The 12,769-nt window shown below is 56.9% G+C and carries 12 protein-coding genes; 6 read left to right on the top strand and 6 right to left on the bottom strand.

Features of this window, described 5'->3' with window-relative positions; genetic code table 11:
• Window positions 1-82: 82 nt before the first annotated feature.
• The 6 genes from BR41_RS09015 to BR41_RS09040 form a co-directional block, all read right to left on the bottom strand.
• Window positions 83-1,300 (bottom strand): EAL and HDOD domain-containing protein, encoded by a 1,218-nt coding sequence (locus tag BR41_RS09015; protein WP_035055448.1) that lies wholly within the window; start codon window positions 1,298-1,300, stop codon window positions 83-85.
• Window positions 1,301-1,387: 87 nt separating this feature from the next.
• Window positions 1,388-3,322 carry a chemotaxis protein CheA gene (locus BR41_RS09020; protein WP_035055451.1) on the bottom strand — a complete coding sequence of 645 codons (1,935 nt, stop codon included), beginning with the start codon at window positions 3,320-3,322 and terminating at the stop codon, window positions 1,388-1,390.
• A 27-nt stretch (window positions 3,323-3,349) separates the two neighbouring features.
• The gene (gene cheZ / locus BR41_RS09025; RefSeq protein ID WP_035055454.1) at window positions 3,350-4,141 is read right to left on the bottom strand and encodes a protein phosphatase CheZ; all 792 of its coding nucleotides are present in this window, start codon (window positions 4,139-4,141) and stop codon (window positions 3,350-3,352) included.
• 12 nt (window positions 4,142-4,153) lie between these two features.
• Window positions 4,154-4,543, bottom strand: a complete 390-nt coding sequence (gene cheY / locus BR41_RS09030) for a chemotaxis response regulator CheY (RefSeq protein ID WP_035055457.1) — start codon at window positions 4,541-4,543, stop codon at window positions 4,154-4,156.
• Between the two features lie 72 nt (window positions 4,544-4,615).
• The gene (locus tag BR41_RS09035; RefSeq protein WP_035055460.1) at window positions 4,616-5,554 is read right to left on the bottom strand and encodes a chemotaxis protein; all 939 of its coding nucleotides are present in this window, start codon (window positions 5,552-5,554) and stop codon (window positions 4,616-4,618) included.
• 12 nt (window positions 5,555-5,566) lie between these two features.
• Window positions 5,567-6,517: a chemotaxis protein gene (locus BR41_RS09040; protein WP_035055463.1), complete on the bottom strand. Its 951-nt coding sequence runs from the start codon at window positions 6,515-6,517 to the stop codon at window positions 5,567-5,569.
• A 218-nt stretch (window positions 6,518-6,735) separates the two neighbouring features.
• Here BR41_RS09040 and BR41_RS09045 point away from each other — a divergent pair, with 218 nt between their 5' ends.
• The 6 genes from BR41_RS09045 (at window position 6,736) to fliE (ending at window position 12,732) form a co-directional block, all read left to right on the top strand.
• Window positions 6,736-7,908, top strand: coding sequence for a sensor histidine kinase (locus BR41_RS09045; protein ID WP_035055465.1), 1,173 nt, complete (start codon window positions 6,736-6,738; stop codon window positions 7,906-7,908).
• An 84-nt stretch (window positions 7,909-7,992) separates the two neighbouring features.
• Window positions 7,993-8,298, top strand: a complete 306-nt coding sequence (locus BR41_RS09050; RefSeq protein WP_035055467.1) for an STAS domain-containing protein — start codon at window positions 7,993-7,995, stop codon at window positions 8,296-8,298.
• A 10-nt stretch (window positions 8,299-8,308) separates the two neighbouring features.
• Window positions 8,309-10,030, top strand: a complete 1,722-nt coding sequence (locus tag BR41_RS09055; protein ID WP_035055469.1) for an ATP-binding SpoIIE family protein phosphatase — start codon at window positions 8,309-8,311, stop codon at window positions 10,028-10,030.
• A gap of 150 nt (window positions 10,031-10,180) precedes the next feature.
• Window positions 10,181-10,909: a chemotaxis protein CheB gene (locus BR41_RS09060; RefSeq protein WP_281174004.1), complete on the top strand. Its 729-nt coding sequence runs from the start codon at window positions 10,181-10,183 to the stop codon at window positions 10,907-10,909.
• Between the two features lie 60 nt (window positions 10,910-10,969).
• Entirely contained in the window at window positions 10,970-12,313 is a 1,344-nt protein-coding gene (locus tag BR41_RS09065) for a sigma-54-dependent transcriptional regulator (RefSeq protein ID WP_035055471.1), read from the top strand.
• A gap of 95 nt (window positions 12,314-12,408) precedes the next feature.
• Complete coding sequence (gene fliE, locus BR41_RS09070; protein ID WP_035055473.1) at window positions 12,409-12,732, top strand: flagellar hook-basal body complex protein FliE; 324 nt, start codon at window positions 12,409-12,411, stop codon at window positions 12,730-12,732.
• The last annotated feature ends 37 nt before the right edge of the window (window positions 12,733-12,769 follow it).

The raw sequence follows: 12,769 nt of genomic DNA on the forward strand, positions 1-12,769 counted from the left end.
AAAAAACCCACCATCTCGGTGGGTTTTTTATTGGCTTAGAGCTTATTGGCTTAGAGCGAGACGATCCGGATGAATGGGCGGGTTAGACACCCAATTCTTCGACCCAGGTCAGCGCTTGCACGTGAGCGCGATTCAGCATTTCCGGCGTGATTTGCAGCTGATCGCACAGGCGCGGTACTTCGGTCATTTCCGGGTCTTCGCACGCTTCGGCGAGTTCGAGGAAGGGGCCATACATACCGGTGCGGTGCTGCAGTGCGTCGCACACGTTTTCCGGCAGGATCAGTGTTTCCAGCACGCGATCCATCGGCATATCGAGCAGTACGTCCAGCAGCGAGAACATGCCGACGATGAACAGATTGTCACGCTCCTGACCATCGAGGAAGTGCGCACCCAGCAATTCGACCAAACGGCCGCGTGTCACGGCTGTTTTCAACAGCGCTGGTGCCGCGCCGGTTTCTGCGCCAGCGGTAACCAGCAGCAGCGTGAGCCAGCGATAGAGCTTCTGGTAGCCGAGGATGGTGACGGCATGGCGGAAGGACTGGATTTCGCACGATAGCCCGAAGCCGGCCGAATTGATGTAGCGCAGCAGCTTGAACGACAGGGCAACGTCGCGTTTGAGTGCGTTCTCGATATCCTTGATCTCCGCATTGTTGCGCAGCATGTTCAAGAGATTGAGGATGTTGGCGTAGCTCGGATTGATGACCTTGGCGGACAACGTTTCCGGGTGGGCAAAGTAATAGCCCTGGAAACAGTCGAAACCGATGTCCATGCAAGTCTTGAATTCGGTCTTGGTCTCGACTTTTTCCGCAACTTGCAACACCGGGAATTTACGCAGCTCCTTGGAAATCCCCGGCACTTGCGGCATGCCAAGCAGTTGGATATCCAGTTTGATGTAGTTGGCGAATTCAACGAAAGCGGTGGTTTGCGGTGTGAGCACGAAATCATCGAGCGCAATGCCGAAGCCTTGTGCGCGCAGCTCTTTCAGGCGGTTGAGCAGTTCGGGCGTTGGCTGCGTGGTTTCCACCACCTCCAGCACCACGCGTTGTGGATGCAGGAGTTCGAGGAAATTGCTTTCCAGCATCGACTCCGCCACGTTGATGAAGGCGAGTTTGCTGCCGACGAGCCAGTCGGTGCCCATGTTGGAGAGCGTATTGACCAGCACGTTGGTGCCGGCCTGCATATCACTGGAAAACTCAGCAGATACCGCCTCTTTATTCAGGCGGAACAGCAGTTCGTAACCGATGATTTGCTGTTGGCGATTCAGAATCGGCTGGCGGCCAATAAAAGCGTGGTCTTGCATTGTGTCGGTCCCGGCGTGGGTGAACTTTTTACAAATGTATATCAGCTTACGCTGAATTGGAAACGCCGGGACAAGCCCGGCGTGTACTCAATACGACGGCAGTTCAGTAAATCTGGCGGTACGCAGCGACGAGCTATCCGCCGTTGCTGACGCGAGCAGGTCTTCCATATCGAGCACGAGCACGACCGAACCATCGCCGGAGAGTGTTGCGCCGGCGACGCCCATCGGGCGGATGTTCTGCAGCGGCTTGATCACGACGTCATCGCGGCCGATGAAGCTATCCACGGCGAGGATGAACGAGTGCTCAGCGGTTTGCATCAATACGCCGAAATTCGGCACCTGGGTTTCTTGCCAGCCCAGAAGGCCCGCCAGCGATTTGACCGGCAGAATTTCGTCTCGCACCACGATGGTGGCGCGCCCGGACACCTCTTGGACTTGCTTGCCATCGATCGGAATGATTTCCCGAACCATGGCCAGCGGCACGGCAAATGGCTGTTCGCAAACGCGCACGACGAGCACCGGCAGAATGGCGAGGGTCAGCGGTAGCGAAATCGAGAAGCGCGAGCCTTCGCCAACCACGGATTGAATATCGATCCGGCCATTGAGCCGCATGATGTTGGTTTTCACCACATCCATGCCGACGCCGCGCCCTGAAATGCTGGAGATCTGATCCTTGGTCGAGAAGCCCGGCAGGAAAATCAGCTGCAGGCTTTGTTTCTCATCCAGGCTATTGGCCGTTTCTGCATCGATCAGGCCCTTTTCGACGGCCTTCTTGCGGATCACATCCGGCCGCATGCCGCGACCGTCATCGGTGATCTCGATCAGGATATGGTCGCCCACTTGCGTGGCGGACAATTCAACGATGGCCTTGGCCGGTTTGCCGATTGCCAGGCGCTCTTCAATGGTTTCGACACCGTGATCGACCGCGTTGCGAACCAAGTGAACCAGCGGATCGTTCAGATCCTCCAGCATGGTCTTGTCGAGTTCGGTTTCTTCGCCGGTGATCACCAGCTCGACATCTTTGCCGAGTTGGCGGGCCAGATCGCGCGCCAGGCGTGGGTATTTCTGGAACAGGCGGCCGATCGGCTGCATGCGGGTCTTCATCACCGCGTTTTGCAAGTCACCGACCAATAGATCGAGTTGGCTGATGGCCTCATCGAGCGCTTTCAGCGTGCCGGAATCCATCTTGCCAGCCATGATGTCGCTGCGGAGCGTCGTCAGGCGGTTCTTGGTCAGGCCGATTTCACCGGACAGGTTCAGCACCTGATCCAGGCGAACCGTATCGATCCGGATGGTGGTTTCCTGCGCGGCGACTTGTTGGCCGCTGGCTTGCGTCGGCGCTTTGGTGGCTGGCGCGGGGCGCAGGCTTTGCATCGGCTCAGCCATCAGTTGATGGGCTTCGACATCGACCACGGCCGGAGCCAGTGGCGCGAGGACCACTTCGGGAACTGGAGCAGGCGCAGCGGCGGCTTGTGGTGGCGCGGCGGGGGCGTTGCCCAGCAAAGAGTCATAGAGGTTTTGCCAATCCGGGCCTTGTGCACCAGCAGGTGCGGCGACGGGCGCAGCAACCGGGGCAGGGGCGGGCGCAGGAACCGGAGCGGGTGCTGCGGCTTGCGCACTGGCCGCAGCTTGGCCCGAGATGACCGCATCGAGCGCAGCGAGCAGGTCGGCCGGGGCGGCGGCAGGCGTGCGCCCTTGGTAGAGCGCGCCGAACATTTCCCGTACTTCACCGGTGGCCGCCATGATGACGTCCATGTTTTCCAGGCTGAGTTTCAGCTCACCGTTACGCAGCTTGTCGAACAGGTTTTCGGTACGGTGGCAAAGACTGACCATCGCATCGACGTTCAAAAAGCCGGCGCCACCCTTGATCGTGTGAAAGCCACGAAAGATGTCGTTGAGCAAATGCTTGTCGTCTGGACGCTTTTCCAGTTCGACGAGCTTGTTATCGACCTCGGACAGGAGCTCTGACGATTCAGTCAGAAAGTCCTGCAGCAAGTCTTCCATTCCGCCAAAGTCACTCATTTGGCCTCCCGGTTATTCGTTAGTGGCTCAGAAACCCAGGCTGTCCAGCAGATCATCGACCTGCTGCTGGTTCGTTACGACGTCGGATCGACCTTCGGCTTTGATGACCGGGCCATTGAGCAACGAAGTTTCTTCCGCTTTGGTGGTCACGCCTTGTGGCGAGAACATCAGCAGGAAGTCCAGCAACTGGCTTTCCATGGTTTTCGCCATTTCGACGACTTTCTTGATGACCTGCCCAGTCAAATCCTGGAAGTCCTGCGCCATCATGATTTCGAGCATCTGGCCGGAAATCTGATCGGAGTGAGTCACGGTGCTGGAAAGATGCGTCCGCGTGCGCTCGACCAGGGCTTTGAATTCGTCGACGGAAAGCTGATTGGCGTAGAGCTTGTTCCATTCCGCTGCCAATGATTTTGCGTCGTCGGAAATCTTGTCTTGCAAGGGTTTGGCCGCATCGAGCGCGTTCAAGGTCCGCTCGGCGGCCTGTTCGGTCATGGTGGCAATGTAGGACAAGCGATCCCGTGCATCGGGAATCTGCGAGACGGCTTTTTCCAGTGACTTGTCGAGACCGAGTTCGCGCAGGGTGTCATGCAGTTTGCGCGTCATCTGGCCGATGTGCGAGAACATCGAGCGTGCGGGTTCTGACAGATCTTCCATGCCAGCCGGGATGGCCGCGGCCAAGGCCGCCGCTACCGGGGCTGCCGGCGCTGGTGCCGCAGCAGCGGGCGCGGCGTCGGCTGCAGGGTGATTCGCTTGCAGAATGCTATCGAACAGCGCTTCGAGATCGTCGGAATCGCCGGAAGATTGGGCTTGATCGCTCACGTCGGCCTCCTTTTATTTATTCATGTTGCTGAAGATTTTCTTCAGCTTTTCGTCGAGGGTCGCCGCAGTAAACGGCTTCACGATATATCCGGATGCGCCTGCCGTGGCTGCTTCGATAATGTTTTCCTTCTTCGCTTCGGCAGTCACCATCAATACCGGAAGATGTTTCAATTGCGCATCGGCACGAATGGCTTTGAGTAATTCGATGCCGGTCATATTGGGCATGTTCCAGTCAGTGACGACGAACTCAAAGCTGCCATTTTTCAATTTGTGCAGCGCGACCTGACCGTCTTCGGCTTCTTCCACATTTGAAAAACCGAGTTCTTTCAAAAGATTGCGCACAATACGGCGCATGGTGGAGAAATCATCCACCACGAGGATGCGCATATTCGAATCAGCCATCTTGTTCTAGCTCCATCTCGTTCCCCGATCGATGAGAAACGGGTCAATCAGAATCGTTTTTTAAGTGCCTATCTAACCGACAAGCAGCGGTGTGAGCGTATCGGCAAGCACCAGCGGATCGAATTTTGCCACATAGGCATCAACGCCAACGCTTGCACCCATGGCGCGGTTGGCATTAGACGACAGGGATGAATGCATTACAACTGGAATGCCTGCAAAGCGATGATCGGATTTGATGTGTTTGGTCAGGACATAGCCATCCATTTCCGGCATTTCCGCATCGACGAGAATCAGCCGCAGTTTTTCCTTCAGCGATTCACCATCCTGCGTGGCGCGGTTGGCCAGGCCCTGCAGTTTTTCCCACGCTTCCAGACCGTTATTGGCTTGGTAGTACTTGATGCCGATCTTGTCGAGCACACCGACGATTTCCTTGCGGGCGACCATGGAGTCATCCACGAAGAACAGGAAGGTGTCCGGATCAACAGCGGCGCGTGGCAGTTCCGGAATGATGGGCTCGCCGATGACGGTCGAGAGGATCTGTTCGACGTCCAGAATCGAAACCAGCTTGCCATCCGGCAGCTCGGTAATGGCGGTGATCAGTGCCTGACTACCGGCCAGCATGGTTTCCGGCGCGCGTACCTTGTCCCAGTCCACCCGAATGATCCGATCCACGTCATGCACCAGAAATGCCTGTGTGTGCTTGGAAAACTCGGTCACGATCATCGTGCTGGTCTTGTCGGCGGCGCTTTGATCTTGTGCTGCGATGAATTTGGAGAGTGCGATGACGGGAATGATATTGCCGCGCAGCGACAACACGCCTTCCACGCCAACCGGCATATTCGGGGTCTTGGTGATCTTCGGGGTTTGCGAGACTTCACGCACCTTGAATACGTTGATGCCAAAGATTTCCTTGGTGCCCAGCGAAAACAAAAGGATTTCCATCTTGTTCGAGCCGGCCAGCTTGGTGCGGGCGTCAACGCTATCCAGAAGATTGGTCTGAGGGGCGCTCATGCGGGGTACTCCTTAATCCTTGAGCAGGTAGCTGGCCAGCATCTCGGACAGTTTGTGCGGTTCGAATTTTGCGACATAAGCATCAACACCGACCGATTGTCCCAACTTCTGATTGGAAGAGCCAGACAGCGACGAATGCATGATGACTGGAATACCGGCAAAGCGGGGATCGCTCTTCACCATTTTGGTGAGCATGTAACCGTCCATTTCCGGCATTTCAACGTCGGTCAGGATCAGCTGAACCATATCCCGCACCGATTTGTGCTGAATCTCGGCGGATTTGGCGAGGCGTTGCAAGTCATCCCAGGCGCGTTTGCCGTTGATGGCTTGCAGGTGGTGAATCCCCATTGCGTCGAGTGTCATTTCAATTTGATGACGGGCAACGATGGAATCATCGGCAAAATAAACCGTCATGTCGCTGAATTTGCTGTCGCGAATGACGACCGATTCATCAATGGAATGATCTGTTTGCGTGGTTTCGGCGAGCACCTTTTCCACATCGAGCATCATCACCAGCTTGTTGTTTTCCAGCTCGGTGACGGCGGTGACGAGTCCGCCCATCTGGGCTGTGAGCATATCCGGCGGCACACGCATCGAGGACCAATCGAGCCGCAGGATGGTATCGACCGCTTCGACCAGAAAGCCTTGGGTGTGGCCGTTATATTCGGTCACGATCATGATGTCCGACCGGTTGTCGGTGATCACGCCCGTGTATTTGGCGAGATCAATGACCGGCACCAAGGCGCCACGCAGGCTGACCATGCCCTCGACCGACGGCGGCATTTCAGGTGCCTGGGTGATCTCGGGGGTGCGCATCACCTCACGTACTTTGAATACGTTGATGCCAAAGTTCTCCCGGCGGCCGGAGCGCTGATCCACGCCAAGCGTGAACAGCAGGATTTCCAGCTTGTTGGTGCCAGCTAGTTTTGTTCGGGCATCAATCTTTTTCAGGAGATCAGACACGGCGGGGCTCCAAACTGCGAATGTGCGTAAGACTCAAATGCGAATGAATTAACAGGTTTTTGGCTTTTTAGTGCAATCATTTGCGTTGTAAGGGTTAGCAGTTATTGTCGGTGGCGGGTTATTTGTGGAGCCGGGCGATTTGCCACAAAACCTAAGCTGAAAGCGGGTTCTAGGCTCTTTATAATTCAAAAGCGTGAAAGCAACAAGGATAGTCAATCGTGGCCGAGCAGAACAATGGCATTGATCCGCAGGAGCTGGAGGCGGCGTTTTCGCTCTTCACTGCCGCCTCTCAGCAATTGACCGAGGCTTACGCCGATTTGGAGCGTCAGGTGGGGTCGTTGACCCAGCAACTGGAAATTGCCAATGGCCATTTGCGCCGGGAGCTTGAAGAGAAGGCCGCTTTGTCACGGCGTTTGTCATTGTTGCTGGATCGTCTGCCGGGTGGCGCAGTCGAGCTGGATGCGCATGGCAACGTCACCTTGATGAATCCGGCTGCCGCCCGCCTGCTGGCGCCGCTGTCGGTGGGCATGCGCTGGACGGATTTTGTCGTGCAAAAGCTGCAACCCACTTCGGTGGCTGATCTATGGATCTATCCGTGCGCTTCGGGCGAGTTGCGCTTGAGCATTGGGAGCGCAGAAGTGCCGGAGGAGGGCGGGTCGATCCTGCTGGTGCAGGATCTGACCGAAAGTTGGCAGCTGCAGCAGGCGTTGGCGCATCACCGGCGTCTGGCCGCGATGGGGGAAATGGCCGCGGGTTTGGCGCACCAGTTGCGCACGCCGTTGGCAACGGCGTTGCTCTATACCGGCCATCTGGCCAAACCGCAGTTGAGCGAGGTCGAGCGGGCCAAGTTCTCTGAAAAAACATTGGCCCGACTGCGGCATCTGGAAGCCTTGATCCAGAATATGCTGCGTTTCGTGCGACGGCAGGCATTGCCAACCGAGCCGGTCGAATTGGTCTCTTGCCTGGGGGAGGCGATTCAGACGATTCAGCCACAGCTGGATGCGGCGGATATGTCGCTGGTGCAACACTTGGCGAGCGACGTATATGTTCAGGCCAATCGCAAGGAGCTGTTGAGCTTGATTCTGAATCTGCTTGAGAATGCTATACAGGCTAGTGCAGAGGGTTCTGTCGTAGAACTTTCCCTCGTCTTCGATGTGGATTTCGCTACAATCACGGTAAGCGATCACGGCAAAGGAATGTCGCCGGAAGTCCAGGAACGTCTTTTCGAGCCGTTCTTCACGACGAGAAAAGACGGGACTGGATTGGGGCTCGCCATCGTACGCAACTTGCTGGATCAGTTCGGCGGCGATATTTCGGTCAGATCTACACTGGGTCAAGGCAGTGAGTTTGCAGTCAAGTTGCCAGTCCTGGTCGATCCATCTAATGTTTGATGGCGTTCTCAGGGTGGTGTGCAATCGTTGCGCGGATTGCGCTGTGCGACCGTGGCTCGAGTTTGATTTAAAGGTTAAGTGCTTATGACACCGACGGTTCAAATTGAAGGGGAAGTGGGGCGGGTTGTCTTGTCCGGGCAATTCGATTTCAGCGCGCATCGCGAGTTTCGCCAGGTTTGCGAAACCTTGATTGCCAATGCGGCGATCAAGGAGGTGCTGATTGATTTCCAGAACGTCAACTACCTGGATAGCTCTGCGCTAGGCATGTTGTTGTTGCTAAAGGAAAAAATCGGTGCCGCCAATAAGAGCCTCGCGCTTGTGAATTGCCGGGATACGGTCAAGCAGGTGTTGGAAATCGCCTGTTTTGGCAAGATCTTCACGATCCGTTAATTACCGTTCCATGAAAATCCTGGTTGTCGACGATACCGAAGCCGTACTGCTGCTGATCACTCGGTTCGTCGAAGCACTGGGTCACGTTGCGATTGCCGCTCATAACGGCGCCGAAGCAATCGAAGTCTGGCGTGCGCAACGGCCCGATCTGGTCCTGATGGACATGATGATGCCGGTGCTCTCCGGGCCGGAGGCGGCCGTCGCCATCAAGCGCGAAGCGGGCGAGAGCTGGGTGCCGATCGTCTTCGTGACCGGCATCGGTGAAGAGAACCGGCTGGCAGAGGCGATTGAGCAGGGCGCGGATGATTACATCACCAAGCCCGTCAATTTCCGCGTGCTGGAAGCCAAGCTCAAAGCGTTCAACCGCACGCTGGAGCTGAATCGCAAGGTGCGCGAACAATCGGCCAAGCTGGCCGATTACTACGACCGCACCGAGGAAGAAAAGCGCGTCGTCCGTCATTTGATGGAGCAGATGGTCAATGCCGAGCGGCTGTATGACCGCCAGCTCGACTATTGGCTCTCCCCGGCAGAAAGCCTGTCTGGCGACTTGATCGCCGCGTCTCGTACCCCCGGCCGTGCCTTGCATGTGCTGCTTGCCGATGGCATCGGTCACGGCCTGACCGCGGCGCTGAACGTGCTGCCACTGACGCAGCCCTTCTACAGCATGACCGAGAAGGGTTACGCGATTTCCGACATCCTGATCGAAATGAACGACAAGGTACGCCAGGTACTGCCGGTTGGCCGTTTCGTGGCCGTGGCGTTGATTTCGATCGATGAGGCGGCGGGCTGTATCGAAGTCTGGAACGGGGGCATGCCTACCGTACACGTGATCGATCAGGCCGGTGAGGTCAAAAAGATCTGGAAGTCAGCGCATTTGCCCTTGGGCATCGTGCCGACCCATGCAGTCGAAATGGCAACCGAGCGTTACTACTTCCACGAACCGGGGACAGTGGTCGCGTTTTCTGATGGCCTGATTGAGGCGCGCAATCCAGATGGCGTGGCATACGGTGTCGAGCGGCTGCTTGAAGCCCTGGCCGCACGGCCGGTGCCGCAGCGGCTGTCGCATTTTCAGGCTGATTTGCGCCATCATCTGGATAGCGAGCCGCATCATGACGATATCTCGCTCGTGCTGGCGCGATTTGGCGACCGGCTCGATCCCAAGGCCGCCGATGCACCGTTGGCCGGAAAATCGGATGGCTTGCCCGATCTGGAGTTGCTGGCCAAGTCGCAGGAGTGTGCCTGGCGCTATAGCCTGACGCTGGGCGCGGATGAGCTGAAATATATCAATACCGTGCCGTTCATGATGACCTTCATCAACGAGGTCAAGTCGCTCTCGCCCAATCAGTCGGATGTGTTCTTGATTTTGACCGAGCTGTTCGTCAATGCGCTTGATCATGGCGTGCTCAGTCTCGCGTCCGCGCTGAAGCACGATGATGAGGGGATGGAGACGTATCTGCTGGAGCGGGCCAAGCGGCTTGCCGAGTTGCGTCACGGCCGTATCGAGATCGATCTCACCGGCTTGCAGGTCAATGGTCAGGAGCTGTTGCGGATTCGTGTCAAGGACTCCGGGCCGGGGTTTGACTGGACCAGTGTGCTGGATCGTCAGACTGGCTTGCTCAATGCGCATGGCCGCGGGCTGACCTTGGTGCGCTCCCTGTGTGTCGGTCTGCAGTTTTTTGGCAGCGGCAATGACGTTGTCGCTTACTACCTCCCCGGGCGCCATGCCCAATAGTCGTAAACAGTCGTTGTAAATGAGTCTGTTGATGCGCTTTCCCTGTCTTGCGCTATCGAGGACTGTCATCCCAGGATGTAACATCAACCCCCTGCGAAGGTCTGAGTAGACAATTGGACTGCGCGGATCTTGTAACGGGTTGAGATGTTGATGCCTCACGAAAAAAAAATTTATTCTTCCCATGGCAACCGTGTTGCCGAGACCGGCGATGGTCAAGGTCGCCCGCATTTTGTCGAGAGCCATTCGGCGGACGTTGTGCTGGCACGCCAGGTTCGCCGCGTTGGTAAAACAACGGCAGTGGTGATCGTGGGCGCCTCGACCGGGGGCACCGAGGCCATCAAGGAGTTCCTGGGGGCGCTGCCGGCGAACGCCCCGCCCATCCTGATTGCCCAGCATATGCCGGCGTTGTTTACCAAGACCTTTGCCGATCGGCTCAACGCCCAGTGCGCGATCACGGTGAAAGAAGCGGAGCACGGAGAATCGTTATTGCCCGGCCACGCTTATATCGCGCCGGGACATTCGCATCTGTTGCTGGCGTTGAACGGTGGCAAGTACAGTTGCGAGCTATCGCAGGGTAGTCCGGTGAATCGGCATCGCCCTTCTGTCGATGTCTTGTTCCGCTCCGCTGCCAATGTAGCGGGTTCGAATGCGATCGGTGTCATCCTGACCGGCATGGGGCGTGATGGCGCGCAAGGGATGCGTGAAATGCATGACGCTGGCGCATTCAATTTCGCTCAAGACGAAGCAAGCTGTGTGGTATTCGGCATGCCGAAAGAGGCCATTGCGGCGGGCGGGGTGGATGAGGTTTGCTCGCTAAAGGAAATGTCGGCACGCGTATTGGCTCGTGCGGGTGGCAGCAATGTACTGATCCGCCGATAAGCTGTTTGAATTCCCCCAAGCCAGAAATCAATAAAAACAAATGAGTAAAAGGAACCCGGTTTGACATTGCCCATCCTGATTGTCGAAGACGACGATGCCTTGCGCGAAGCGCTGGTCGATACCCTAGAATTGGGCGGCCACGCCACGGTCACCGCAATTGACGGTGAAAGCGCGTTGGCCCTGCTCGAAGCGGGGCAGCGCGTTGGCCTGGTCTTGTCTGACGTGCAGATGCACCCGATGGATGGCGAGACCTTGCTGCAGGAAATCAAGCAGCGTTACCCGTGGGTGCCGGTCATCTTGATGACGGCCTATGGGGTGATCGAAAAGGCGGTATCAGCCTTGCATGCAGGGGCTTGCCACTATCTACCCAAGCCGTTCGAGCCGGATCAGTTACTGCAGGAAGTGGCGAAATACATGCTGCCCGGCAGTGATGATGAGCATGTCATTGCCGAAGACCCAAGCATGCGCCGGCTGCTGGATGTGGCGCGGCGCGTGGCGCAGTCTGATGCCTCAGTGTTGATTACGGGTGAGTCCGGCACCGGCAAGGAAGTATTGGCGCGCTTCCTGCATCGCAATAGCGCCCGGGCCGGCAAAGCATTTGTTGCCATCAACTGTGCCGCCATCCCTGAACAACTGCTCGAATCAACCCTGTTTGGTCACGAGAAAGGCGCATTTACCGGCGCTGCAGGGCAGCATATCGGCAAGTTTGAACAGGCGCATGGTGGGACGTTGCTGCTGGATGAAGTCACCGAAATGCCGCTTGGTTTGCAGGCGAAACTGCTGCGGGTGTTGCAAGAGCGTGAAGTGGAGCGCGTTGGCGCCACCAAGACAATCCCGGTTGATTTGCGTGTGTTGGCAACTTCCAATCGTGATGTTGCGGAAGAGGTTGCTGCCGGTCGTTTCCGGGAAGATCTTTACTACCGCTTGAACGTGTTCCCGCTGCATCTGCCGGCGCTACGCGAACGGGCGGAGGACATCCTGCCAATTGCCCGTGCCATGCTGGCGCGGCATGCCGCCCAACAAAAGCGCCGCGTACCCGCGTTGAGCGACACGGCAATGGCGGCGTTGCTTGCCCATCCGTGGGAAGGGAATATCCGGGAACTGGATAATCTGATTCAGCGCGCGATGATTCTCGCGCCGGGTGACATGATTGGCGCAGAGCACCTCTACTTGCCGCAGGCACCGGCAAAAGCTGCCGTAGCGGCAATGGTGCCGTCGGTCGCCGCAGACGAACCGGCAGTGGTCACGGATATCAAATTGCTGGAAAAAAAGCATATCCTTGAAACGTTGAAGGCTGCCGGTGGCGTGCGTAAATTGGCGGCAGAGAAGCTCAATATGAGCGAACGCACCCTGCGTTATAAATTGCAGCAGTATCGGGAAGAGGACGGCGACCTGTCGATCTGAGCGATCAACTAAGCAATGACCGCGTGCTGGCGCAGGAATTGCTTGCTATGGCTTAGATAGGCCACCTACAATTTGGTGACAGGAAATATGAATACATGAGCGTTCAAGGCATCGACTCCCTTCTTGGCGAACTTCAGTCCATGTCCGCGTTGGCCGCGGGCAATACGGCTGCGCAGCCTGCTGCCGATGCGCAGGGGCAAGACTTCGCCTCGATGCTTAAAACATCGCTCGATCAGGTCAACCAGATGCAGCAGGATGCCCAGGCCAAGCAACAAGCTTTTCAGGCTGGCGCGCCTGAGGCCGACCTGCAAGACGTGATGGTTTCACTCCAAAAAGCCAGTCTTTCCTTCCAGACCATGGTGCAGGTGCGCAACAAGCTTGTGAGCGCCTATCAAGAAATCATGAATATGCAGGTATAGTCCTGCTATTCGGATTCAATTTTTTCTAGTTTATGGC

Source organism: Andreprevotia chitinilytica DSM 18519 (assembly GCF_000711875.1).
GTDB classification, from domain to species: Bacteria; Pseudomonadota; Gammaproteobacteria; order Burkholderiales; family Chitinibacteraceae; genus Andreprevotia; species Andreprevotia chitinilytica.

Excerpts from the sequence above, each read along its gene's own strand:
- BR41_RS09015 (WP_035055448.1), bottom strand. The coding sequence starts at position 1,300 with ATGCAAGACCACGCTTTTATTGGCCGCCAGCCGATTCTGAATCGCCAA.
- BR41_RS09020 (WP_035055451.1), bottom strand. The coding sequence starts at position 3,322 with ATGAGTGACTTTGGCGGAATGGAAGACTTGCTGCAGGACTTTCTGACT.
- cheY (WP_035055457.1), bottom strand. The coding sequence starts at position 4,543 with ATGGCTGATTCGAATATGCGCATCCTCGTGGTGGATGATTTCTCCACC.
- BR41_RS09035 (WP_035055460.1), bottom strand. The coding sequence starts at position 5,554 with ATGAGCGCCCCTCAGACCAATCTTCTGGATAGCGTTGACGCCCGCACC.
- BR41_RS09050 (WP_035055467.1), top strand. The coding sequence starts at position 7,993 with ATGACACCGACGGTTCAAATTGAAGGGGAAGTGGGGCGGGTTGTCTTG.
- BR41_RS09055 (WP_035055469.1), top strand. The coding sequence starts at position 8,309 with ATGAAAATCCTGGTTGTCGACGATACCGAAGCCGTACTGCTGCTGATC.
- BR41_RS09060 (WP_281174004.1), top strand. The coding sequence starts at position 10,181 with ATGCCTCACGAAAAAAAAATTTATTCTTCCCATGGCAACCGTGTTGCC.
- fliE (WP_035055473.1), top strand. The coding sequence starts at position 12,409 with ATGAGCGTTCAAGGCATCGACTCCCTTCTTGGCGAACTTCAGTCCATG.